Source organism: Pseudomonas sp. NPDC077186 (assembly GCF_044543505.1).
Lineage (GTDB): Bacteria > Pseudomonadota > Gammaproteobacteria > Pseudomonadales > Pseudomonadaceae > Aquipseudomonas.
The window spans coordinates 179,842-200,873 of sequence record NZ_JBITWE010000003.1 but is presented as its reverse complement, the minus strand read 5'-3'; the positions used below and the strand labels follow the sequence as shown (position 1 = coordinate 200,873).

Sequence of the window (21,032 nt, the reverse complement as noted above, 5' to 3'; positions counted from 1 at the left end):
GTTACAGGGCCGCGGCGACCCGTTCGGCGATGGCCAGGCTGGCGGTCAGCCCCGGCGACTCGATGCCGAACAGATTGACCAGGCCGGGCAGGCGGTGATCGGCAGGGGTTTGGATCAGGAAGTCGGCGGGCGGTTCCCCCCGGGCCGCTGAGCTTGGCGCGCACGCCGGCGTAGCCGGGCTGCAGGCGCGCCGGATCGAGCGCCGGGAAGTAGCGACCGATGGCGGTGGCGAAGGGCGCGCGCAGGCGCTCGTCGACCCGGTAGTCGAGGGCGTCCAGCCAGTGCACGTCGGGGCCGAAGCGCAGCTGGCCGGCCAGGTCGAGGGTGGCGTGGATGCCCAGGCCGGCGGTGTTGGCTTCCGGCATGGGGTAGATCAGCCGGGAAAACGGCGAGCGGCCGCTGTAGCCGAAGTAGCGACCCTGGCACAGGTGCAGCGGCGGCACCGGCAGGCCGTCGATGGTGGCGGCGAGGCGCTGGGCGAACGGGCCGCCGGCGTTGACCACCCGTTGCGCGCGCAGCTCGAACGGCTCGCCGGCGCTGTGGCCGCTGGCGAGCCAGGCGTCGTCGTCGCGGCGCAGGCGCTCGACGCGGCTGTGCAGGATCAGCTGCGCGCCGCGACTCTCGGCCACCGCCAGCAGCGACTGCAGATAGGCGTGGCTGTCGATGATCCCGGTGCTCGGCGAGAGCAGCGCGCGCACGCCGCGCAGCGCCGGTTCCAGCTCGCGCAGGCGGGCCTGGTCGACGGCCTGCAGGTCGCGCACACCGCAGGCCTCGGCGTTGGCCGCGAGGGCGTCGAGCCTGGCGATCTCGTCTTCTTCCACCGCCACCAGCAGCTTGCCGATACGCCGCTGCGCCACGCCGTGCTGCGCGCACCAGGCGTACAGGCGCTCGCGACCCTCCAGGCACAGCTCGGCCTTGAGCGAGCCGGGCGGGTAGTAGAGGCCGGCGTGGATCACCTCGGAGTTGCGGCTGGAGGCGTGGCTGCCGATCAGGCCCTCGGCTTCGAGGATCAGCGTGTCGCGGCCGGCTTCGGCCAGGCGCGCGGCGCAGGCCAGGCCGAGGGCGCCGGCGCCGATGATCAGGGTGTCGATGCTGTGCATGGCGTGTTCGGTGCTGCTGTTTGGCGGGTTTGGCTGCCGCGCGGGCGGCGTTCGCGGATTAGGCTGGCAGCATAACAAGAAGCACGAGGTGGCCATGAACGTCGCGGTACTCGCCTTGCCCCTGTACATCCTGCTGATCCTGCTGGAGCTGGCCTACGAGCGGCACAGCGGCCGCCACACCTGGCGCCTGGCCGACGCCGCCACCAGCGTCAACACCGCGGTGCTGCGCCTGCTGCTGGAGGGGCCGCTGCGCCTGTTGCTGATCCTGCCCTATGCCTGGCTCTATGAACATGCGCGGCTGTGGACGCTGGACGCGAGCTCGCCCTGGACCTGGCTGCTCGGCTTCGTCGCGGTGGACCTGTGCTTCTACTGGGCGCACCGCAGCCTGCATCGCTACAACCTGCTGTGGGGCGCGCACCAGCCGCATCATTCCAGCGAGGACTTCAACCTCTCCACCGCGCTGCGCAAGGGCGCTTTCCAGACCGCCTTCGACTGGCCCTTCTACCTGCCGCTGGCGCTGCTCGGCCTGCCCCTGCCGCTGTTCCTGCTGCTGCTCGGCGTGCAGCTGGGCTATCAGTTCTGGATTCACAGCCAGCACGTCGGCCGCCTCGGCTGGCTGGAGCGGGTGCTGGTCACGCCCTCGCTGCATCGCGTGCACCACGGGCAGAACGACTGCTACATCGACAAGAACCACGGCGGCGTATTTATCCTCTGGGACAAGCTGTTCGGCACCTTCGCCGAGGAGCGCGAGCCGGTGCGCTACGGGGTGACCACGCCGGTGCGCACCTTCGACCCGATCCGCCTGCAGTTCTCCTGGTGGCGCCTGCTCTGGGCCGATGCGCGGGCCACCCGCTCCTGGTGGGATCGCCTGCGCCTGTGGTGGATGCCCACCGGCTGGCGCCCGGCCGACGTGCGCCAGCTGCCCTGGCCGAAGATGGGCGCGGAGAAATTCGACTGCGCCTACCCGGCCGCGCTCAGGGCCTACGCCCTGGTGCAGTTCCTGCTGATCAACGCGCTGGCCCTGGGCTTTCTGCTCAGCCTGGCGCGCGCCGCGTTCTGGGAGCCCTGGCTGTTGGCCGGGCTGAGCCTCGCCGGCTGCGTCAGTCTCGGCCTGCTGTTCGAGGGGCACGCCTTCTGGCGCCTGGAGCTGGCGCGCCAGCTGGCCATGGCCGCGTTGGCGCTGGTCTGGGCGCAGTGGCTGGCGCCGGGGCAGTGGGGCTGGGCGCTGGCGGTCGCGCTCGCTGGCCTGGCCAGTCTGGGCTGGCTGTGGCGCTTGCTGGCGCGGCCGCTGCGAGTGCGTCTGCCTGATTGAGGGCCATTGGTGCGCGCGGCGCACCCTACATGACTGGTCACGACTGGCGATTGCGCCCCTGGCCTGGCGATCCGACCGCCGCCGGTAGCCGCGCGGCCCCTGGCCCGCCTATAATGCTGGCCTTTTTCCGTTGGCAATTTGTGGAGCTGGTGATGGCCGAACGTACGGCATTCGTCGAGCGCAACACCCTGGAGACCCAGGTCAAGGTCTCGATCAACCTGGATGGCAGCGGCAAGGCGCGCTTCGACATCGGCGTGCCCTTCCTCGAGCACATGCTCGACCAGATCGCCCGCCATGGCCTGATCGACCTCGATATCGAGTGCAAGGGCGATCTGCATATCGACGACCACCACACCGTCGAGGACGTCGGTATCACCCTCGGCCAGGCCTTCGCCAAGGCCATCGGCGACAAGAAGGGCATGACCCGCTACGGCCATTCCTACGTGCCGCTGGACGAGGCGCTGTCGCGCGTGGTGATCGATTTCTCCGGTCGTCCCGGCCTGCAGATGCACGTGCCCTTCACCCGCGCCGTGGTCGGCAACTTCGACGTCGACCTGTTCCAGGAATTCTTCCAGGGCTTCGTCAACCACGCCCTGGTCAGCCTGCACATCGACAACCTGCGCGGGCACAACACCCACCACCAGATCGAAACCGTGTTCAAGGCCTTCGGCCGCGCGCTGCGCATGGCCGTGGAGCTGGACCCGCGCATGGCTGGGCAGATGCCGTCGACCAAGGGTTGTTTATAAATGCAGACCGTAGCCGTAATCGACTATGGCATGGGCAACCTGCACTCGGTGGCCAAGGCGCTGGAGCACGTCGGCGCCGGCCGGGTGCTGGTGACCTCGGACGCCAAGGTGATCCGCGAGGCCGACCGCGTGGTGTTCCCCGGCGTCGGCGCGATCCGCGACTGCATGGCCGAGATCAAGCGCCTGGGTTTCGACGAGCTGGTGCGCGAGGTCAGCGCCGACCGTCCCTTCCTTGGCATCTGCGTCGGCATGCAGGCGCTGCTCGAGCGTAGCGAGGAGAACGACGGCGTCGACTGCATCGGCCTGTTCCCCGGCCAGGTGCGCTTCTTCGGCAAGGACCTGAGCGAAGACGGCGAGCGCCTGAAAGTGCCGCATATGGGCTGGAACGAGGTGGCGCAGGCGGTCAAGCACCCGCTCTGGCACGACATTCCGGATCACGCGCGCTTCTACTTCGTGCACAGCTATTACATCGAGGCCGGCAAGCCGCAGCAGGTGGTCGGTCGCGGTCACTACGGCAAGGACTTCGCCGCCGCGCTGGCCGAGGGTTCGCGCTTCGCCGTGCAGTTCCACCCGGAGAAGAGCCATACCCACGGCCTGCAGCTGCTGCAGAACTTCGCCGCCTGGGATGGCCGCTGGTAATGGCGCGCAGCAAGGTCCCCAGCCTGGCGCTCGAGCCTGCCCAGGAGCAGGCCGCGCTATTGCTGCTGCAGCGCTTTCTCGACCAGCGTTTCGAGCTCGAGCTGGGCACCTTCGAGGTGCAGGAAGTGCTCGACCTGATCACCCGCGAGCTGGCACCGCACTACTACAACAAGGCGATTCTCGACGTGCAGGCGCACCTGAAGGACAGGTTCGACAGCATCGAGAGCGACCTCTGGGCGCTCGAGAAGAGCTGAGCGCCTTTTTCCGAATTCCAAGACTTGAGCAGGTTCAACCGATGCTGATTATCCCCGCTATCGATCTGAAGGACGGCGCCTGCGTGCGCCTGCGCCAGGGCCGCATGGAAGACTCCACGGTGTTCTCCGATGACCCGGTGAGCATGGCCGCCAAGTGGGTCGAGGGCGGTTGCCGTCGTCTGCACCTGGTCGACCTCAATGGCGCCTTCGAGGGGCAGCCGGTCAACGGTGAAGTCGTCACCGCCATCGCCAAGCGTTACCCGAACCTGCCGATCCAGATCGGCGGCGGCATTCGCACCCTGGAAACCATCGAGCACTACGTGCGCGCCGGGGTCAGCTACGTGATCATCGGCACCAAGGCGGTCAAGGAACCCGAGTTCGTCGCCGAGGCGTGCAAGGCCTTCCCCGGCAAGGTCATCGTCGGCCTGGACGCCAAGGACGGTTTCGTCGCCACCGACGGCTGGGCTGAAGTGTCCAGCGTGCAGGCCACCGACCTGGCCAAGCGTTTCGAGGCCGACGGCGTCTCCGCCATCGTTTATACCGACATCGCCAAGGACGGCATGATGCAGGGCTGCAACGTCGAGGCCACCGCCGCCCTGGCCGCCGCGAGCAAGATTCCGGTGATCGCCTCCGGCGGCATCCACAACCTCGGTGATATCGAGAAGCTGCTGTTGGCGCGCTCGCCCGGCATCATCGGCGCCATCACCGGCCGCGCCATCTACGAGGGCACCCTGGACGTGGCCGAGGCGCAGGCCTTCTGCGACAGCTTCAAGGGCTGAGAGTTGGGCAGGGTGCGCCGTGCGCACCCCTGACGGGTTACCGGTGCGCACGGCGCACCCTACGAGAGAAGTCGCCATGGCACTGGCCAAACGCATCATCCCCTGCCTCGACGTGGACAACGGCCGCGTGGTCAAGGGCGTCAAGTTCGAGAATATCCGCGACGCCGGTGACCCCGTCGAAATCGCCCGGCGCTACGACGAGCAGGGCGCCGACGAGATCACCTTCCTCGACATCACCGCCAGCGTCGACGGTCGCGACACCACCCTGCACACCGTCGAGCGCATGGCCAGCCAGGTATTTATCCCGCTGACGGTGGGGGGCGGGGTCAGGACCGTGCAGGATATCCGCAACCTGCTCAATGCCGGCGCCGACAAGGTTTCGATCAACACCGCCGCGGTGTTCAACCCCGAGTTCGTCGGCGAGGCCGCGGCGCGTTTCGGCTCGCAGTGCATAGTCGTCGCCATCGACGCCAAGCGGGTTTCCGCGCCGGGCGAGCCGGGCCGCTGGGAAATCTTCACCCATGGCGGGCGCAAGCCCACCGGCCTGGATGCCGTGGAGTGGGCGCGCAAGATGGAAGGCCTGGGCGCCGGCGAGATCCTGCTCACCAGCATGGATCAGGACGGCGTCAAGAGCGGCTACGACCTCGGCGTGACCCGCGCCATCAGCGAGGCGGTGCGCGTGCCGGTGATCGCCTCCGGCGGCGTCGGCAACCTGCAGCACCTGGCCGACGGCATCCTCGAAGGCAAGGCCGACGCGGTGCTGGCGGCGAGCATCTTCCACTTCGGCGAGTACACAGTGCCGGAGGCCAAGGCCTATCTGGCCAGCCGCGGCATCGTCGTGCGCTGATCTCCTGCTGGCCGGCGTTCTGCCGGCCAAAGCTGCGGGCGAGTCGACGGCACAATGCCATCGATGGCGCTAGCATGGCGCCCCTGCGCCCAGGCCCTTCGGCCGCCGCCCGGTGCGGCTGCGCGCCCTGCATCCCGAACTTTCCCGACACGGAGTCCCTATGTCCGCTTTCCGGCTATTTGCCGTTGTTTTCCTGTTCTGCGGCGCCAGTCTGGCGCGCGCGGAGGCGCTGGTGCTGCTTACCGAGAACCTGGCGCCGTTCAACATGTCGGTTAACGGCAGCAACTTCGCCAAGGGCGAGGGGGTCAGCGGCATCAGTGCCGATATCCTGCGCGCGGTGTGCCAGCGCGCCGAGGTCGAGTGCCAGCAGATCCTGCGCTTCCCCTGGCAGCGGGTCTACCAGCAGACCCTCGAGGACGGCGGCTACGGCCTGTTCTCCACCGCGCGCACCCAGGAGCGCGAGGCGCTGTTCAAGTGGGTCGGCCCCATCGCCACCAATCACTGGGTGCTGCTGGCCAGGGGCGACAGCCCGATCCAACTGGCCAACCTGCAGGACGCCGCGCGTTACCGCATCGGCGGCTATAAGGGCGATGCCAAGACTCAGTTCCTCCTCGACCGCGGCCTGAGCGTGCAGACCACGCTGCGCGACAACGAGAACGCCCGGAAACTGGACAAGGGGCAGATCGACCTGTGGGTCACCTCCGACCAGGCGGGGCGCTACATGGCCCGTCAGGAAGGCATCGACAACCTCAGGGTGGTGCAGCGCCTGCATACCGCCGAGCTCTACCTGGCGCTGAACAGGCAGACCCCCGACGAGCTGGTGCAGAAGTTGCAGACGGCTCTGGACGCGTTGCGCGCCGAGGGTGTGCTGCAGGCCATCGAGGCCCGGTATTGAGGCAATTTGCCAGGATTGTCACGCCGGCACTGTGCTGCGGCATAAGTGCTGGTTATTCTGGCGGGGTCTGCCTTTTCAGAAGAACGAGAAGATCTATGTTCAAACGCCTGCTCCTCGCGCTTGGCGGCACCCTTGTGGTGCTGACCGCTGCCGCGCGCGCCGAAGTGGACCCGGACTACAGCGTGGTACTGCTGACCGAGAATTTCCCGCCCTACAACATGGCCATCAACGGCAAGAACTTCGCCCAGGAAGACAATATCGACGGCATCGCCGTGGATATCGTCAGGGAGATGTTCCAGCGTGCCGGGGTCAAGTACAGCCTGACCCTGCGCTTCCCCTGGGATCGCATCTACAAGCTGGCGCTGGAGAAACCCGGCTACGGCGTGTTCGTCACTGCTCGTTTGCCCGAGCGCGAGCAGCTGTTCAAGTGGGTCGGCCCGATCGGTCCGGACGACTGGGTGATGCTGGCCAAGGGCGACAGCCCGATCAGCCTGAACAACCTGGACGAAGCCAAGCAATACAAGGTCGGCGCCTACAAGGGCGACGCCATCGCCGAACACCTGGTGGAGAAGGGCCTGCAGCCGCTGACCGCGCTGCGCGATCAGGAGAACGCCAAGAAGCTGATGGCCGGGCAGATCGACCTCTGGGCCACCGGCGATCCGGCCGGGCGCTACCTGGCCAAGCAGGAAGGCATCTCCGGGCTGAAAACGGTGCTGCGCTTCGACAGCGCCGAGCTGTACCTGGCGCTGAACAAGGAAATGCCCGACGAGCTAGTCGCCAAGCTGCAGGCCGCGCTGGACCAGATGCGCGCCGAGGGCTTCGTCGACGATATCCTCAATAGCTACCTGTAAGACCCTGCGACCGGCCAAAAGCCGGTCGCTTGCCATGGACGGCAGAACCTTCGAGTGCCAATCACCGGACTCGGGTCCACGCAAGGATGTCGCTAGCCATAACCACAAATCATGCGAGCGGTACGTCTTATGCTGAACACTCTGAAGAAAAGCCTGTTTGTCGCCCTGCTGCTCGGCAGCAGTTTCGCCCATGCGCAGCTGCCGCCGGACTACAAGGTGGTGCTGCTGACCGAGAACTTCCCGCCCTTCAACATGGCGGTGGACGACAAGAACTTCGCCCGCGACGACGGCATCGACGGCATCAGCGCCGATATCGTGCGCGAGATGTTCAAGCGTGCCGGCATCGACTACACCCTGACCCTGCGTTTCCCCTGGGATCGCCTCTACCGCCTGACCCTGGACAAGCCCAACTACGGCCTGTTCTCCACCACCTTCACGCCCGAGCGCCAGCCGCTGTTCAAGTGGGTCGGGCCGATCGCCAAGACCGGCTGGGTGCTGCTCGCCGCGCCCGGCAACAACCTCAGCGTGGCCAGCCTCAAGGACGCCGCGCAGTACCGCATCGGCGCCTACAAGAACGACGCGGTCAGCCAGCACCTGGAGAGCCAGGGCCTGCAGCCGGTCAACGCCCTGCGCGATCAGGAGAACGTGAAGAAGCTGGTGCGCGGGCAGATCGACCTGTGGGCCACCACCGACCCGGTGGGCCGCTACCTGGCCAAGCAGGAAGATGTCAGCGGCCTGACCACCGTGCTGCGCTTCAACGACGCCGAGCTCTATCTGGCGCTGAACAAGGACACCCCGGACGAGGTGGTCGAGCGCCTGCAGAAGGCCCTGGACGAGCTGCGCGCCGAGGGTTATATCGACGACATCACCGAGAACTACCTGTAACGCTCGGCTCGGAACCTAGGGTGCGCCGCGCGCACCAGCCGTTTTTCGGTGCGCACGGCGCACCCTAGGACAAAGCCAAGAAAAAAGCCCGGACAGGTCCGGGCTTTTTCATTTCGCCGCTTCGCCTTAGCCGCCGCGGGTCACGCTCAGGCCCTTGAGCAGGTTGAGCGCCTGGCTCAGCTGGTAGTCGTCGTCCTGCGGGCGCTGCGGTTGGGCCGCTTTGGCCTTGCTCGGGCGGTCGGCGCCGCCGTTGCCGTTGCCCAGGTGGCCCTGCAGGTCGGCTTCCTTGATGCCCTCGTTGTCCTGTTCGCGGGTCAGCTTGGCGCGCGCCACCTCGATATCGGGAACGATGCCCTGGGCCTGGATCGAGCGGCCGTTGGGGGTGAAGTACAGCGCCGTGGTCAGTTTCAGCGCGCGGTCGTTGTTCAGCGGCAGCACGGTCTGCACCGAGCCCTTGCCGAAGCTGTCGGTGCCCATCAGCACCGCGCGCTTGTGGTCCTGCAGGGCGCCGGCGACGATCTCCGAGGCCGAGGCACTGCCGCCGTTGATCAGCACCACCAGCGGCACGCCTTCGCTGGCGTCGGCCGGGTCGGCGTTGAAGCGCAGCTCGGAGTTGGCCAGGCGGCCCTCGGTGTAGACGATCAGGCCCTTCTTGAGGAAATGGTCGGTGACCTCCACCGCCGCCTGCAGCACGCCGCCGGGGTTGTTGCGCAGGTCCATGACCAGGCCGCGCAGCTTCTTGTCGCCGTTGTCCTTGCGCAGCCTGTTCAACGCCTTGCCGACTTCCTCGCCGGTGTTGACCTGGAACTGCGAGATGCGCAGGTAGCCGTAGCCGTCCTCGAGCATCTGGCTCTTGACGCTGCGCACCTTGATCACCGCGCGGGTCAGGGTCAGGTCGAAGGGGCGGCCGCCGTCGCGCACCAGGGTCAGCTCGATCTTGCTGCCGGCCTTGCCGCGCATCTTGTCCACCGCTTCCATCATCGACAGGCCCTTGGTCGGCTGGCCGTCGATCTTGACGATCAGATCGCCGGGCTGGATGCCGGCCTTGGAGGCCGGGGTGTCGTCGATCGGCGAGACCACCTTGACGAAGCCGTCTTCCATGCCGACCTCGATGCCCAGGCCGCCGAACTCGCCGCTGGTGCTCTCCTGCAGTTCGAGGAAGGCTTCCGGCTCGAGGTAGGCCGAGTGCGGGTCGAGGTTGCTGAGCATGCCCTTGATGGCGTTCTCCAGCAGGGTCTTGTCGCTGACCGGTTCGACATAGGCGGCCTTGATCCGGTCCATCACCTCGGCGAAGGTACGCAGGTCGTCCAGCGGCAGCGGCGCCTTGCTGCTCGCCGCCGCGGGGGCGGGCTCGGCCGCCTGCAGGGCGGGCGCGCCGAGCAGCAGGCCGAGGGCCAGGGCCAGGCAGGTGGGACGGAAGCGATGCGACATGTCGAACTCCTAATTAGCGGAAAACGGCGCCTATCCCTGCGCGCGGCACCATTGCGCCGGGTCGCTGGGGCGACCCTGCTGGCGAATGGCGAAATACAGTGCCGGCGTATCCTGGCCGCCGCTGGTACCCACGGTGGCGATGGCTTCGCCGGCCTTGACCAGGTCACCGGCATTCTTCAGCAGGTTCTGGTTGTGGCCGTAGAGGCTCAGGTAGCCGTTGCCATGGTCGAGAATGACCAGTAGACCGGCGCCGCGCAACCAGTCGGCGAACACCACGCGGCCGCCGTGTACGGCGCGCACCTGGCTGCCGGCCGGCGCTCCGATCAGCACGCCGTCCCATTTAGTACGAGCGTCGCCGCCGCGCGGGGTTCCGTAGCGTGCCACCAAACGGCCATCGACCGGCCAGGGCAACTTGCCGCGGGCGTTGGCGAAAGGCCCGCCATAGGTGGCGCCGGAGCTGACCTGCGGGCCGCTCGGCTGCGGGTTGCCCGGTCGCGGTTGCTCTGCCTGCTGCGCCAGCAGAGCGCGTTTGCGCGCCTCCTCGGCCTCGCGCGCCTGACGCGCCAGGGTCTCTTCGATGGTCTTCAGCACGCGGCCCAGCTCGGCCTGTTCCTGCTGGCGCGCCTTGAGCCGCTGGTCGCGGCTGGCGAATTCGCTGTTGAGCTTGGCCAGCGCCTGCTGGCGCTCCTTGCGCGCCTCGGCGAGCTTGGCGTGGCGCTCGTCGAGGCCGGCCTTCTGCGCCTGCAGCTGGGCCTGGTGGTTGGCGATTTCCTGCTCGACGTTGGCCAGCTGGCGCAGGGTCTCGTTGAACGCCGCGAGCTGTTCCAGGCGCGCCTGGCTGAGATAGTCGTAGTAGGTCAGGGTGCGCGAGAACTTTTCCGGGTTCTGCTGGTTGAGCAGCAGCTTGACGTACTCCTGGCGGCCGCTCTGGTAGGCGGCGCGGGCCTGGATGGCGATCAGCCGCTGCTGTTCAGTGCGTGCGCTCTGGAGTTTTTTTTTCTCCTGATCCAGGCGCTGGATTTCCTGTTCACTGCCCTTGAGTTCGCGCTGCAGCTCCTTGACCTGGCCTTCCAGCGCGCCCATCTCGGTTTCGGTCTTCTTCAGCTGTTGCTGCACGCCGGATTTCTCCTGCTGCAGTTTCTCCAGCAGCTTCTTCAGCTCGGCCACGTCCTGGCGTGCGGCTTCCAGCTGGCGCTGGGTGTCGGCGCGCTGGTCGGCAAGGGCGGGGGCGATCAGGCTGCTGAGCAGGATCAGGGCGAGGATGCGGAGCATGGGTGGGGCGACACCTGGCGGTGGAATGGGCCCTAGTATGCCCGCGCCGCCGGGCAAAAAAAACGCCCCAGGCCTCAAGGCGCGGGGCGTTTGGCGGATTATCGAGGTTCAGTCGAGCAGGACGATGGAGGTGCCGGTCATTTCCGCCGGTTTTTCCAGGCCCATCAGGCTCAGCAGGGTCGGCGCCACGTCGGCCAGCACGCCGCCTTCGCGGATGCGCGCCGGGCGCTTGCCGACGTAGATGAACGGCACCGGCTCGCAGGTGTGCGCGGTGTGCGCCTGGCCGGTGCACTCGTCCTCCATCTGCTCGACGTTGCCGTGGTCGGCGGTGATCAGCGCTTCGCCGCCGACCTTGTCCAGCGCTTCGACGATGCGGCCGACGCAGGCGTCGAGGCATTCCACGGCCTTGACCGCGGCCTCGAACACGCCGGTGTGGCCGACCATATCGCCGTTGGCGTAGTTGACGACGATCACGTCATAACGCTGCTGCTCGATTGCCTCGACGATCCTGTCGGTGACTTCCGGCGCGCTCATCTCCGGCTTGAGGTCGTAGGTGGCGACGTTCGGCGAGGGGATGAGGATGCGTTCTTCGCCCGCGAACGGCTCTTCGCGGCCGCCGGAGAAGAAGAAGGTGACGTGGGCGTATTTCTCGGTTTCGGCGATACGCAACTGGGTCTTGCCGTGCTTCGCCAGGTATTCGCCGAGCACGTTGGTCAGCGCCTCGGGGGCGAAGGCGGCCGGTGCCGGGATGCTCGCCGCGTACTGGGTGAGCATGACGAAGCCGACCTGCGGCGCGCGCTGGCGCGCGAACTCCTTGAAGGCGGGCTCGACGAAGGTGCGGGTCAGCTCGCGCGCGCGGTCGGCGCGGAAGTTCATAAACACCACGGCGTCGCCGTCTTCCACCCGAACCGGCGCGCCGATGCTGGTGGCCTTGACGAACTCGTCGCTCTCGCCGCGTGCGTAGGCGGCGTTCAGCCCTTCCACGGCGCTGGCGGCGCTGAACTGGGCGTTGCCCTCGACGATCAGCTGGTAGGCCTGCTCGACGCGGTCCCAGCGGTTGTCGCGGTCCATGGCGAAGTAGCGGCCGATCAGGCTGGCGATGCGGCCCTTGCCAAGTTTGGCGAAGGCGGCGTCGAGCAGCTCGATGGGGCCCTGCGCGCTTTTCGGCGGGGTGTCGCGGCCGTCGAGGAAGGCGTGCAGGTAGATCTTCTCGGCGCCGCGGCGCACGGCCAGCTCGGCCATGGCCACCAGGTGGTCCTGGTGGCTGTGCACGCCGCCGTCGGACAGCAGGCCGAGGATATGCACGGCCTTGCCGGCGGCCACGGCCTGGTCCACCGCCCGGTTGATCGCGGCGTTGTCGAAGAACTCGCCGTCGCGGATGGCCTTGGTCACCCGGGTGAAGTCCTGGTACACCACGCGGCCGGCGCCGAGGTTCATATGGCCGACCTCGGAGTTGCCCATCTGTCCGTCCGGCAGGCCGACGTCCATGCCTGAGCCTGAGATCAGGCCGTGCGGATAGCTGGCGCGCAGGCGGTCGTAGACCGGCGTGTTGGCGGCGTGGATGGCGTTGTGCTCGGGGTTGTCGCTGTGACCGAAGCCGTCGAGGATGATCAGAACCAAGGGTTTGGGCGTGGCGCTCATTAAGCTGGCTCGCTCTGGGTCGATGGGCGGGAAACAAGGCCGGGCATTTTACGGTCAAGCGCCTGGCGCGTCACTGCCGGACGGGGTTTGGCCGACCTGTGGGCCTGTGTATACTGGCCGGCATTTTACCGTCCTGGGTCATATAGATGCTCGCCAACCTGATTGAATTCGTCGTTAACCACTATGTATTGAGCGGATTGTTCGTCGTCCTGCTGGTGGCGCTGATCGTCACCGAGATGCGCAAGGGCGGGCAGAACCTGTCCAGCCGCGAACTCACCGCGCTGGTCAACAGCGAGCAGGGCGTGGTGCTCGACGTGCGTGCGCAGAAGGACTTCTCCGCCGGGCATATCGTCGATTCCCTGCATATTCCCTATGAAAAGGTGTCGGCGCGTATCGCCGAGCTGGAGAAGCACAAGGCCAAGACCATAGTGGTGGTCGACGCCATGGGCCAGCACGCCGGCAGCATCGCCCGCGAGCTGAAGAAGGCCGGCTACACCGCGGCCAAGCTGTCCGGCGGCATCGCCAGCTGGCGTGGCGACAACCTGCCGCTGGTGAAGTGACATGACAGGCGTGGTCATCTATTCCAGCGACTGGTGCCCCTACTGCATCCGCGCCAAGCAGCTGCTGGCACGCAAGGGCGTGGACTTCGACGAAGTGCGCGTCGACGGCCAGCCCGCGCTGCGCGCCGAGATGACCCGCAAGGCCGGGCGCAGCTCGGTACCGCAGATCTGGATCGGCAGCACCCATGTCGGTGGCTGCGACGACCTCTACGCCCTGGAGCGCGCCGGCAAGCTCGATGCGCTGCTGCAGAGCCCCGCATAAACCTCAAGACAAGCAGGCAAAGGCCATGACCGAACAAGCAAACAACGGCGCCGCCGAACAGCAGAACCCGCAATTCTCCCTGCAGCGCATCTACGTCAAGGATCTGTCCTTCGAGGCGCCGAAGAGCCCGGAAATCTTCCGTCAGGAGTGGACGCCGAGCGTCGGCCTGGACCTCAACACCCGGCAGAAGACCCTGGACGGCGATTTCCACGAAGTGGTGCTGACCCTCTCGGTCACCGTGAAGAACGGTGAAGAAGTGGCCTTTATCGCCGAAGTGCAGCAGGCCGGCATCTTCCTGATCAAGGGCCTGGACGCCGCCTCGATGAGCCACACCCTCGGCGCCTTCTGCCCGAACATCCTCTTCCCCTACGCCCGCGAGGCGCTGGACAGCCTGGTCATCCGCGGCTCCTTCCCGGCGCTGATGCTGGCCCCGGTGAACTTCGATGCGCTGTACGCCCAGGAGCTGCAGCGTCAGCAGCAGGCGGCGCAGGGCGAAGCCACCGCGCACTAAGCGCGCTAGGCCGCACGGAAAAAGCGCCCCACGGGGCGCTTTTTCGTAGGGTGCGCCGTGCGCACCATCAATACGATGCCGGTGCGCACAGTACACCCTACGCCCCGGCGAAGCCGTTCTGCCGCCAGGCCTCGTAGACGGTCACCGCCACGGTATTGGACAGGTTCAGGCTGCGGCAGCCGGCGCGCATCGGCAGGCGCAGGCGTTGCTCGGGCGGCAGGGCGTTGCGCACCTCCTCCGGCAGGCCGCGGCTCTCCGGGCCGAACAGGAAGGCGTCGCCGGGCCGGTAGGCGACCTCGTGAAAGGCGTGCGAACCCTTGGTGGTGAAGGCGAACAGGCGCGGCTGGCCGAGGCTGGCCAGGCAGCTCGACAGATCCGGGTGGCGCTCGAGGGTGGCGTACTCGTGGTAGTCCAGACCGGCGCGGCGCAGGCGCTTGTCGTCCAGCTCGAAGCCCAGCGGCTCGATCAGGTGCAGCTGGCAGCCGCTGTTGGCGCACAGCCTGATAATGTTGCCGGTGTTGGGCGGGATTTCCGGTTGAAAGAGGATGACGTGGAACATGCAGGGCTCCGAGCACAGGGACGACCGCCATTCTACGCCGGTCGAGGACCCCAGGCCGCGACTTCGCTGGCGCTTCATGGCCTCGCTGGCGTTGCTGGCCTTTCTCCTCGGCAGCCTGCTCGGTCGCCTGTTCGAGCCGGCGCCGCTGCGCATCGAGGGCGCCGAGCCCTGGGCCGCGGGCCTGCAGGTCTGGTTCAACCGTGAGCCGCAGGCGCTCGCCGAGCACGTCCAGGGCGCGCTGAGCTATCGCTTCGTCGATGCCTACGGCCGCGAACGCCAGGGTCGCCTCGACCTGGACGGCACCCCGGTCAACTGGCGGATTCAGCGGGAGGGACGGGATCTGCGCCTGATGCTGGTGGCGGCCCGCCCGTTGGGCGGGGCGTGGCGCGGTGCGGAGGTGGATGGGCGCTGGCGGGTACGTCTGACCCTGCGCCGCGAATAAAAGAGGGGATTCCCCGGCCTGCCTGTACCAAGGTCCCCGAAACTGGGCTTGCCTTAGCTTATGCAGGCTGTGTGCCAATTTTGTTACCAAGGCCGAAAGCCGCGGTTTTGCTGGGCTGGCCGGTCGGTTGCGGCGTTTCGCGGCGCCGCCGGCACGCCTCAGTAGGGTGCGCCCTGCGCACCGAATGGTGCACGCGGCGTCGAATCGCGCGCGTATGCCGTCGGGCAGGGCGGACCCGCGTCACGCTGTCCGCCCTGCCTCCGCTAGCCGCTATCGGCCGCCCTCAGCGCGTAGGGCGGACATGTCGAAGGCTTGTCCGCCAGGTGCGGCGGCGGATCAGCGTCGCGCTGTCCGTCCTGTCTCCGCTAGCCGCTATCGGCCGCTCTCAGTGCGGCAGCAGGCGCAGCGTGCCGCGACTGTGCGCCGCCACGTCCGCGTCGCTCAGGTGCTGCGGCTGGTACTGGCCGGCCACGTGGGCGGCGGCCTGGTCGTCGTAGTGGGCGTCGAAAGGCACGCCGCTCTGCCCCACCGGAATGCCGCCGAGGGCGCGCTCGGCATCGGCCAGATCGACCAGGCGCCGGGTCGAGGGCCCGTAGACCACCGGCCAGGGCGCCGGGCCGACCTTGTGCGACAGGTTGTTCGGCATCTCGTGGCCGCCCGGCGCGGCGAACGGGCCGACGTTGAGCAGCCTGGCCAGCAGCGGCTGCTGGCCCAGCGGGTGGCCGTGGGTCAGGGTATGGGCGCGGCCCCAGGCCCAGTCGCCGGGGTCATCGCCGAACTGGCCGCGCAGGTGCTCGAGGCTGGCGCGCCAGGCGTCGGCGACTATCTGCGCGCGGCTCTCGCGCGTTGCGCTGCCCTGGCGGTTCCACCAGGGCGAGTCGGCGTCGCCGCTCAGGCGCGGCAGGGCACTGTCCAGCACGCGGGTGTACAGCAGGCTGTCGAAGAAGGCTTCGCCCAGCTCGTCGGCCATGGCTTCGCGGGCCAGCTGGTAGGTCAGCTGGTTGAACAGGGTGGCGGCCAGCGAGTCGAGGCGGTGGTCGCCATCCCAGGCCGCCAACTGCTCGACCAGCGCGCGCTCGCGGTCGTTCGCCGCGGCCGCACGCAGCTCGCCCAGGATCGGCGCCAGCAGGCGCGGGCCGTAGCCGCTGCCGCTGTCGAGCTGCAGCGCCTGGCTGTTGGCGCTATCCCATTTCACCGCGGCGTCGCTCAAATGCCGGTCCAGGCGCTGGCCGCGGTCGGCCAGGTTGTAGTAGCCGGGAATCTCGATGTCGCTGGCCGCCAGCGGCTGGTAGTTGGCCGAGAGGATATAGCCGCGCGCCGGGTTCTCTTCCTGCGGGTTGGCGCTGAACGGATGCCAGCCGGGCTTGTCCGCCTCGCCGCTGGCGCCGTCGAGGATAAAGCTAGGGTTGACCCCGGCCGGGCGCAGCGGCAGCTTGGCCGCGGCCCACCAGCCGATATCGCCGGCGGCGCTGGCCCAGATCACGTTGAGCCCGGGCGCCTCGATCAGCTCGGCGGCGGCGCGGGCCTTGTCCAGGCTGTCGGCGCGGTTGAGCTGGTAGAAGGCGTCGAGGATCGGGTTGTCGGTCTCGAGGAAGGCCCACCACAGGGCGATCGGCGTGCTGCCGGCGGTCTGGCCGAGGGCGTCGTTGACGATCGGCCCGTGCGGCGAGCGGCGCAGGCTCAGCTCGACCGGCGCGGCGCCCTTGACCGCGATACTTTCCGTGCGGCGTTCGAGCTCCACCCAGCGCCCCTGGTACCAGACCTGTTCGGGGTTGTCCGGGTTGACCCGCTCGGCGATCAGGTCGAGGTCGTCGTTCTGGAACATGGTCAGGCTCCAGGCGAAGTCGCGGTTGTGGCCCAGCGAGGCGACCGGGTTGAGCGCCTGGTGGTAGCCGTACAGCTCGAAGCCGGGCGCCTGCAGGTGCGCCTCGTACCACACCGCCGGCACGGCGAAGCGGATATGCGGGTCGCCGGCCAGCAGCGGCTTGCCGCTGGCGGTGCGGCTGCCGGCCACGGCCCAGGCGTTGCTGCCTTCGAACTGCGGCAGGCCGCTGCCTTCCAGTGCCGCGTGGCTGAGGCGGGCGACGGCGGCCAGGTCCTGCCAGTCGCCGGCGGCCAGCGGCGTGCCGACCACGCCCTGCGGGTGCCAGTCGAGGTCGAAGACCTTGAGGTAGTCGGCGCCGAGGCGCTCGCGCACATGGCTCAGCACCGGCTCGGTGCGGAAGGCGGCGGCGAAGCTGTAGGCCATATAGCCGGCGACGCTGAGGGTGTCGGCGACCGTGAAGGGGCGCGGCTCGATGCCCAGCAGGTCGAATTCCAGCGGCCGCGGGCGGCTGGCCTGGTACTGGTTGATGCCGTCGAGGTAGGCCAGCAGGGCGCGGCCGGCCGGGCTGTCGCCGTCGAAGCGGCCGGCGTAGTCGTCGGCATGGGCGCGAATGCCCAGGGTGCGGAACAGGCGGTCGGTATCCACCAGCTGTTCGCCGAGCACCTCGGCCAGTTCGCCGCGGGCCAGGCGGCGCAGCATTTCCATCTGGAACAGGCGGTCCTGGGCGTGCACGTAGCCCAGCGCGCGGTACATATCGGCCTCGTGCTCGGCGCGGATATGCGGCACGCCGCGCTCGTCAAAGCGCACCGTGACCGGCGCCTGCAGCGCACTCAGGCGCAGTTCGCCGTCGCGCAGCGGCTGCTTGCCGTGCAGGTACCAGGTCAGGCCGCCGGCTGTGGCGGCGACCAGCAGGGCGAGGGCAGTCAGGGAGCGTTTCATCGCAGGCGATCCTTGTTGTTATGGTCGGCCCGCATTCTGCGCAGGCGCGGCGCTCGCGGCATTGACCAAATGCCGCAGCACTGAAAGTCTATGGTCAATCAGCGCATGGAGACGTCATGAGCGAAGCCCCCCGGGTCGCCCTGACCCACTCCTCGACCCTGCGCCGCCTGCTCTACGAGGCGCTGGCCGAGCTGGGCCTGGACCCTACCGACACCTACCGCCGCGCCTATGCCGGTGCGCCATTGACCGCGCCGCTGCTGGAGGCGCGCGAGGAGCATGACAACGCGCCGCGCTTCTGGCAGGCGCTGGAAGGCATCAGCGGCGACGCCGATATCGGTCTGCACCTGGGCGAAGTGATGCGCCCGCGGCCGATGGACGTGGTCGGCTACCTGCTGCTGGCGGCGCGCGACCTGCGCCAGGGGCTGCAGGCCTTCGTGCGCTTCCAGCACATCCTTTCCGGCGGCTTCGCCGCGCGCCTGGAGGAGGAGGGCGACGAAGCGCGCCTGGTGATCGACCTCAACTACCGCGGCGTCGGCTCGCTGCGTCAGCAGATGGAATGCCTGGCGGTGTTGCTGCCGAAGATGCTGGCGGCGGCCGGCGGCGAGCTGCCGCTGCGCGGCGTCGACTTTCGCCATGCCGCGCCCCGGCGTGTGCACGAGCACCGCCGCCTGCTCGGCGTCGCGCCGCGCTTCGCCCAGGCCCACGACGCGCTGATCCTGCCGCGGGCGTTGCTCGCGCGGCCGTCGCGCAGCGCCAGTCCGCGGCTGTTCGAGGTGCTCGGCGCGGAAGCCGAAAGGCAGCTGGCCGAGCTGGTGGAAAACCAGTTGCTGGCCCGCGTGCGCTACTGGCTGGAGCTCAATCTGGGCGGCGCCGGCTGCAGTTTGACGGCCTGCGCTGGCGCCCTGGACAGCAGCCGCGGCGCCTTGCAGCGGGCGCTGAGCGAGCAGGGCAGCAGCTTTCGCGCGCTGCACGACGAGGTGCGCCGGCTGCGCGCCCTGCGTCTGCTGGAGCAGGGCCTGGGTGTGCGCGAGGTGGCGCGGGCCTGCGGCTTCGCCGAGCTGTCGCCCTTCTACCGCGCCTTTCGCCGCTGGCAGGGCGGCACGCCGCGCGGCCTGTATCGCGCCGCGGAGCAACTGGCGGGTGAAGGGCGCTCGTAGGCTGGGTTAGCCGCCTGTCGCACTGATCGGGCGTTTCGCCCTGTTGGCTGCGGCGTAACCCGGCATCGGCGCCATGCGCTCTATCCTCTGCTGGGCTACGCGACGCTCGACGACCGCGGTGTCTGTTCGTCCGCGTCCGCGTCGCTAACCCAGCCTACGGGTTCAGTCGTTGCCGGGCTCGGCCCAGTCGCAGAAGCAGCCCACCGCCAGGGTATTGCTGGCGTCGACTGTGCGTCCTGCGGCCAGGGCCTCGAGAATCGGCTCGATAAAGCTGTTGCTCGAGTTGCAGGTCAGGCCTTCGCTGTAGGGGCCGAAGTAGGCCAGCCGGCCCTGTTTGTCCCAGATCGCCACCGCCGGGCTGGCGGGCAGGCCGGCGCTGCCGGGCAGGGCCGCGAGCGGTTCGAGCGCGGCCAGTTCGGCCGGCAGGCGGCCCTGGCTGCCGGGCTTCTGCACGGCATGGAACTGGACGCCGCGCGGCGCGTAACGCGCGACCAGCTCGGCCAGGTGCTGCTGGTTGCCGACGTTGCATGGGCAGGCCGGGTCCCAGAAGTGCACCAGGCGGATTGCCCCGGGGCCGGCCAGTTCGGCCGGCAGACGCAGCTCGGCGCCGGAAAACAGCGCGGCGCGCTCGTCGAAGGGGCGCAGGTAGCGCGCCTCGAACCACCAGAAGGCCAGCAGCATGCCGCCCAGCCAGACGAGGGCGAGCAGGGTGGCGAGCAGGGTCTTGGGTGAGGGACGAGGCATGGACGGCGGCGGGCGAAAAGGGCGTGTAGCTTGCCACGCCGCGTGTGGCAGCTGAAGATCGACCTTTCGAGGAATGCCCCGCGGTTCGCCCCGCGCTCTAGGGAAGGCCCCATGCCAGAGCCGTTTCACCCCGAACAACTGCGCCCCCTGCTGCGACCCTTGGCCGCAGCGCGCCTGGAGCTGCCGGCGGTGCAGGCCTACCGCAGCTTCTACGGCCTCGACCTGGGCGGCCGCCACGCCGGGCTGGATCATCGCCTCGGCAGCTTCGCCGCCGCCGGCTACCAGATCGCCGTGCAGCTGTGGGCGCCGGCCGAGCCGCGCGGCACCCTGCTGCTGCTGCACGGTTACTACGACCATATGGGCCTGTACCGCCACGTGATCGACTGGGCGTTGGCGCTGAATCTGGCCGTGCTGGCCTGCGACCTGCCCGGCCATGGCCTGTCCAGCGGCGCGCGCGCCAGCATCGGCGACTTCGCCGAGTACCAGCGGGTGCTTGCCGGGCTGTTCGAGCAGGCCGCCGAACTGCAGCTGCCGCAGCCCTGGCATCTCTGTGGGCAGAGCACCGGCGGGGCGATCCTGCTGGACTACCTGCTGACCGGCGAGCCGCGTCCCGAACTGGGCCAGGGCATCCTGCTGGCGCCGCTGGTGCGGCCGCGCGCCTGGGCCTGGTCGCAGCTCAGCTACCGCCTGCTGCGCCCCTTCGTGCGCGAGATTCCGCGGCGCTTCAGCGAGAACTCCAGCGACGCCGCGTTCATCGACTTCGTCCATAACCTCGACCCGCTGCAGCCGCGCAACCTGCCCACCGCCTGGGTCGGCGCCCTGGCGCAGTGGGTGCCGCGCATCGAGGCGGCGCCGCGCAGCGCGCACAGCCCGCTGATCGTGCAGGGCGAGGCGGACATGACGGTGGACTGGCGGCACAACCTCGAGGTGCTGCAGGACAAGTTCAGCCGGCCGAGCATCCTGCGCCTGCCCGAGGCGCGCCATCACCTGGCCAACGAAAGCGAGGCGCTGCGCCGGCGTTATTTTGAGTTCCTGGGCGAGCGGTTGGCGTAGGTTGGGCCGGGCGGCGATCCGTTGAGCGCAGCGAATCCCAACGGGGAGCGCGTAGCGCTCCGCCCGGCGTCCGCTCGACGGGCGCCCGCTCTGCCAGGCGATATACCGGCGTGCGCCAGCGCTGGGTTACGGCGCAACGGATGGTTCGGTGCATCGACGATAGCGACAGGCGCCTAACCCAGCCTACAGGTCTGCGTGAGCGGTTGGCGTAGGTTGGCGCTGAGCGCAGCGAAGCCCAACGGGGAGCGCGTAGCGCTCCGCCCGGCGTCCGCGTGACGGGCGCCCGCTCCGCCCGGCGATATACCGGCGTGCGCCATCGCTGGGTTAC

The 21,032-nt window shown here is 68.5% G+C and carries 21 protein-coding genes and 1 pseudogene; 15 read left to right on the top strand and 7 right to left on the bottom strand.

All coding sequences use genetic code 11. The features are described from left to right. Window position 1: 1 nt before the first annotated feature. Window positions 2-1,100, bottom strand: a pseudogene (locus ACIGKL_RS12865) (NAD(P)/FAD-dependent oxidoreductase). Between the two features lie 94 nt (window positions 1,101-1,194). Here ACIGKL_RS12865 and ACIGKL_RS12860 point away from each other — a divergent pair. From ACIGKL_RS12860 to ACIGKL_RS12820, 9 genes are all read left to right on the top strand, one after another. Further along, complete coding sequence (locus ACIGKL_RS12860) at window positions 1,195-2,412, top strand: sterol desaturase family protein (RefSeq protein ID WP_397487028.1); 1,218 nt, start codon at window positions 1,195-1,197, stop codon at window positions 2,410-2,412. 152 nt (window positions 2,413-2,564) lie between these two features. After that, window positions 2,565-3,158: an imidazoleglycerol-phosphate dehydratase HisB gene (gene hisB / locus ACIGKL_RS12855; protein WP_397487027.1), complete on the top strand. Its 594-nt coding sequence runs from the start codon at window positions 2,565-2,567 to the stop codon at window positions 3,156-3,158. Continuing rightward, window positions 3,159-3,797, top strand: coding sequence for an imidazole glycerol phosphate synthase subunit HisH (hisH, locus tag ACIGKL_RS12850; protein WP_169968912.1), 639 nt, complete (start codon window positions 3,159-3,161; stop codon window positions 3,795-3,797). It abuts the gene before it with no gap. After that, the gene (locus tag ACIGKL_RS12845) at window positions 3,797-4,051 is read left to right on the top strand and encodes a DUF2164 domain-containing protein (RefSeq protein ID WP_397487026.1); all 255 of its coding nucleotides are present in this window, start codon (window positions 3,797-3,799) and stop codon (window positions 4,049-4,051) included. The genes hisH and ACIGKL_RS12845 overlap by 1 nt, the downstream gene beginning before the upstream one ends. A 41-nt stretch (window positions 4,052-4,092) precedes the next feature. Beyond that, the gene (hisA, locus tag ACIGKL_RS12840) at window positions 4,093-4,830 is read left to right on the top strand and encodes a 1-(5-phosphoribosyl)-5-[(5-phosphoribosylamino)methylideneamino]imidazole-4-carboxamide isomerase (protein ID WP_122109694.1); all 738 of its coding nucleotides are present in this window, start codon (window positions 4,093-4,095) and stop codon (window positions 4,828-4,830) included. Between the two features lie 76 nt (window positions 4,831-4,906). Further along, window positions 4,907-5,677, top strand: a complete 771-nt coding sequence (gene hisF, locus ACIGKL_RS12835) for an imidazole glycerol phosphate synthase subunit HisF (protein WP_004374000.1) — start codon at window positions 4,907-4,909, stop codon at window positions 5,675-5,677. A gap of 160 nt (window positions 5,678-5,837) precedes the next feature. Continuing rightward, window positions 5,838-6,572, top strand: a complete 735-nt coding sequence (locus ACIGKL_RS12830) for an ABC transporter substrate-binding protein (protein ID WP_021443393.1) — start codon at window positions 5,838-5,840, stop codon at window positions 6,570-6,572. Window positions 6,573-6,667: 95 nt separating this feature from the next. Beyond that, a complete protein-coding gene (locus ACIGKL_RS12825; protein WP_397487025.1) occupies window positions 6,668-7,423 on the top strand; it encodes a substrate-binding periplasmic protein in 756 nt (251 codons plus the stop codon). 129 nt (window positions 7,424-7,552) lie between these two features. Further along, window positions 7,553-8,308, top strand: a complete 756-nt coding sequence (locus ACIGKL_RS12820; protein WP_397487024.1) for a substrate-binding periplasmic protein — start codon at window positions 7,553-7,555, stop codon at window positions 8,306-8,308. A gap of 126 nt (window positions 8,309-8,434) precedes the next feature. Here the strand turns inward: ACIGKL_RS12820 and ACIGKL_RS12815 are convergent, their stop codons facing one another. From ACIGKL_RS12815 to gpmI, 3 genes are all read right to left on the bottom strand, one after another. Next, entirely contained in the window at window positions 8,435-9,739 is a 1,305-nt protein-coding gene (locus ACIGKL_RS12815; RefSeq protein ID WP_397487023.1) for a S41 family peptidase, read from the bottom strand. Window positions 9,740-9,769: 30 nt separating this feature from the next. Further along, on the bottom strand, window positions 9,770-11,011 hold the full coding sequence (locus ACIGKL_RS12810; RefSeq protein WP_397487022.1) for a murein hydrolase activator EnvC family protein: 1,242 nt from the start codon (window positions 11,009-11,011) through the stop codon (window positions 9,770-9,772). A 108-nt stretch (window positions 11,012-11,119) separates the two neighbouring features. Further along, window positions 11,120-12,652 carry a 2,3-bisphosphoglycerate-independent phosphoglycerate mutase gene (gene gpmI / locus ACIGKL_RS12805; protein ID WP_397487021.1) on the bottom strand — a complete coding sequence of 511 codons (1,533 nt, stop codon included), beginning with the start codon at window positions 12,650-12,652 and terminating at the stop codon, window positions 11,120-11,122. A 146-nt stretch (window positions 12,653-12,798) separates the two neighbouring features. On the opposite strand from gpmI, the gene ACIGKL_RS12800 reads away from it, so the two are divergent. The 3 genes from ACIGKL_RS12800 to secB are packed head-to-tail and all read left to right on the top strand — an operon-like array spanning window position 12,799 to window position 13,985. Beyond that, window positions 12,799-13,212: a rhodanese-like domain-containing protein gene (locus ACIGKL_RS12800; protein ID WP_397487020.1), complete on the top strand. Its 414-nt coding sequence runs from the start codon at window positions 12,799-12,801 to the stop codon at window positions 13,210-13,212. 1 nt (window position 13,213) lies between these two features. Then, window positions 13,214-13,474 carry a glutaredoxin 3 gene (grxC, locus tag ACIGKL_RS12795; protein WP_397487019.1) on the top strand — a complete coding sequence of 87 codons (261 nt, stop codon included), beginning with the start codon at window positions 13,214-13,216 and terminating at the stop codon, window positions 13,472-13,474. 25 nt (window positions 13,475-13,499) lie between these two features. Further along, the gene (secB, locus tag ACIGKL_RS12790; protein ID WP_397487018.1) at window positions 13,500-13,985 is read left to right on the top strand and encodes a protein-export chaperone SecB; all 486 of its coding nucleotides are present in this window, start codon (window positions 13,500-13,502) and stop codon (window positions 13,983-13,985) included. A 97-nt stretch (window positions 13,986-14,082) separates the two neighbouring features. Here secB and trmL read toward each other — a convergent pair whose 3' ends face one another. Continuing rightward, complete coding sequence (trmL, locus tag ACIGKL_RS12785; RefSeq protein WP_397487017.1) at window positions 14,083-14,544, bottom strand: tRNA (uridine(34)/cytosine(34)/5-carboxymethylaminomethyluridine(34)-2'-O)-methyltransferase TrmL; 462 nt, start codon at window positions 14,542-14,544, stop codon at window positions 14,083-14,085. Between trmL and ACIGKL_RS12780 the strand changes: the two genes are divergently transcribed. Further along, window positions 14,543-14,986, top strand: coding sequence for a hypothetical protein (locus ACIGKL_RS12780; RefSeq protein WP_397487016.1), 444 nt, complete (start codon window positions 14,543-14,545; stop codon window positions 14,984-14,986). The two genes, trmL and ACIGKL_RS12780, sit on opposite strands and share 2 nt — an antisense overlap. 385 nt (window positions 14,987-15,371) lie before the next feature. On the opposite strand, the gene ACIGKL_RS12775 is transcribed toward ACIGKL_RS12780, so the two are convergent. Further along, on the bottom strand, window positions 15,372-17,750 hold the full coding sequence (locus ACIGKL_RS12775; RefSeq protein WP_397487014.1) for a penicillin acylase family protein: 2,379 nt from the start codon (window positions 17,748-17,750) through the stop codon (window positions 15,372-15,374). Between the two features lie 116 nt (window positions 17,751-17,866). Between ACIGKL_RS12775 and ACIGKL_RS12770 the strand changes: the two genes are divergently transcribed. Continuing rightward, entirely contained in the window at window positions 17,867-18,907 is a 1,041-nt protein-coding gene (locus tag ACIGKL_RS12770; protein WP_397487013.1) for an AraC family transcriptional regulator ligand-binding domain-containing protein, read from the top strand. A 162-nt stretch (window positions 18,908-19,069) separates the two neighbouring features. On the opposite strand, the gene ACIGKL_RS12765 is transcribed toward ACIGKL_RS12770, so the two are convergent. Further along, entirely contained in the window at window positions 19,070-19,651 is a 582-nt protein-coding gene (locus tag ACIGKL_RS12765; protein ID WP_397487012.1) for a DUF6436 domain-containing protein, read from the bottom strand. A gap of 111 nt (window positions 19,652-19,762) precedes the next feature. Here ACIGKL_RS12765 and ACIGKL_RS12760 point away from each other — a divergent pair, with 111 nt between their 5' ends. Beyond that, complete coding sequence (locus ACIGKL_RS12760; RefSeq protein WP_397487011.1) at window positions 19,763-20,704, top strand: alpha/beta hydrolase; 942 nt, start codon at window positions 19,763-19,765, stop codon at window positions 20,702-20,704. Window positions 20,705-21,032 lie beyond the last annotated feature (328 nt).

Excerpts from the sequence above, each read along its gene's own strand:
- hisB (WP_397487027.1), top strand. The coding sequence starts at position 2,565 with ATGGCCGAACGTACGGCATTCGTCGAGCGCAACACCCTGGAGACCCAG.
- hisA (WP_122109694.1), top strand. The coding sequence starts at position 4,093 with ATGCTGATTATCCCCGCTATCGATCTGAAGGACGGCGCCTGCGTGCGC.
- ACIGKL_RS12845 (WP_397487026.1), top strand. The coding sequence starts at position 3,797 with ATGGCGCGCAGCAAGGTCCCCAGCCTGGCGCTCGAGCCTGCCCAGGAG.
- ACIGKL_RS12860 (WP_397487028.1), top strand. The coding sequence starts at position 1,195 with ATGAACGTCGCGGTACTCGCCTTGCCCCTGTACATCCTGCTGATCCTG.
- ACIGKL_RS12815 (WP_397487023.1), bottom strand. The coding sequence starts at position 9,739 with ATGTCGCATCGCTTCCGTCCCACCTGCCTGGCCCTGGCCCTCGGCCTG.
- ACIGKL_RS12820 (WP_397487024.1), top strand. The coding sequence starts at position 7,553 with ATGCTGAACACTCTGAAGAAAAGCCTGTTTGTCGCCCTGCTGCTCGGC.
- ACIGKL_RS12760 (WP_397487011.1), top strand. The coding sequence starts at position 19,763 with ATGCCAGAGCCGTTTCACCCCGAACAACTGCGCCCCCTGCTGCGACCC.
- ACIGKL_RS12810 (WP_397487022.1), bottom strand. The coding sequence starts at position 11,011 with ATGCTCCGCATCCTCGCCCTGATCCTGCTCAGCAGCCTGATCGCCCCC.
- secB (WP_397487018.1), top strand. The coding sequence starts at position 13,500 with ATGACCGAACAAGCAAACAACGGCGCCGCCGAACAGCAGAACCCGCAA.
- hisF (WP_004374000.1), top strand. The coding sequence starts at position 4,907 with ATGGCACTGGCCAAACGCATCATCCCCTGCCTCGACGTGGACAACGGC.
- ACIGKL_RS12770 (WP_397487013.1), top strand. The coding sequence starts at position 17,867 with ATGAGCGAAGCCCCCCGGGTCGCCCTGACCCACTCCTCGACCCTGCGC.
- ACIGKL_RS12800 (WP_397487020.1), top strand. The coding sequence starts at position 12,799 with ATGCTCGCCAACCTGATTGAATTCGTCGTTAACCACTATGTATTGAGC.
- ACIGKL_RS12830 (WP_021443393.1), top strand. The coding sequence starts at position 5,838 with ATGTCCGCTTTCCGGCTATTTGCCGTTGTTTTCCTGTTCTGCGGCGCC.
- gpmI (WP_397487021.1), bottom strand. The coding sequence starts at position 12,652 with ATGAGCGCCACGCCCAAACCCTTGGTTCTGATCATCCTCGACGGCTTC.
- hisH (WP_169968912.1), top strand. The coding sequence starts at position 3,159 with ATGCAGACCGTAGCCGTAATCGACTATGGCATGGGCAACCTGCACTCG.
- ACIGKL_RS12775 (WP_397487014.1), bottom strand. The coding sequence starts at position 17,750 with ATGAAACGCTCCCTGACTGCCCTCGCCCTGCTGGTCGCCGCCACAGCC.
- trmL (WP_397487017.1), bottom strand. The coding sequence starts at position 14,544 with ATGTTCCACGTCATCCTCTTTCAACCGGAAATCCCGCCCAACACCGGC.
- ACIGKL_RS12780 (WP_397487016.1), top strand. The coding sequence starts at position 14,543 with ATGCAGGGCTCCGAGCACAGGGACGACCGCCATTCTACGCCGGTCGAG.
- ACIGKL_RS12765 (WP_397487012.1), bottom strand. The coding sequence starts at position 19,651 with ATGCCTCGTCCCTCACCCAAGACCCTGCTCGCCACCCTGCTCGCCCTC.
- ACIGKL_RS12825 (WP_397487025.1), top strand. The coding sequence starts at position 6,668 with ATGTTCAAACGCCTGCTCCTCGCGCTTGGCGGCACCCTTGTGGTGCTG.
- grxC (WP_397487019.1), top strand. The coding sequence starts at position 13,214 with ATGACAGGCGTGGTCATCTATTCCAGCGACTGGTGCCCCTACTGCATC.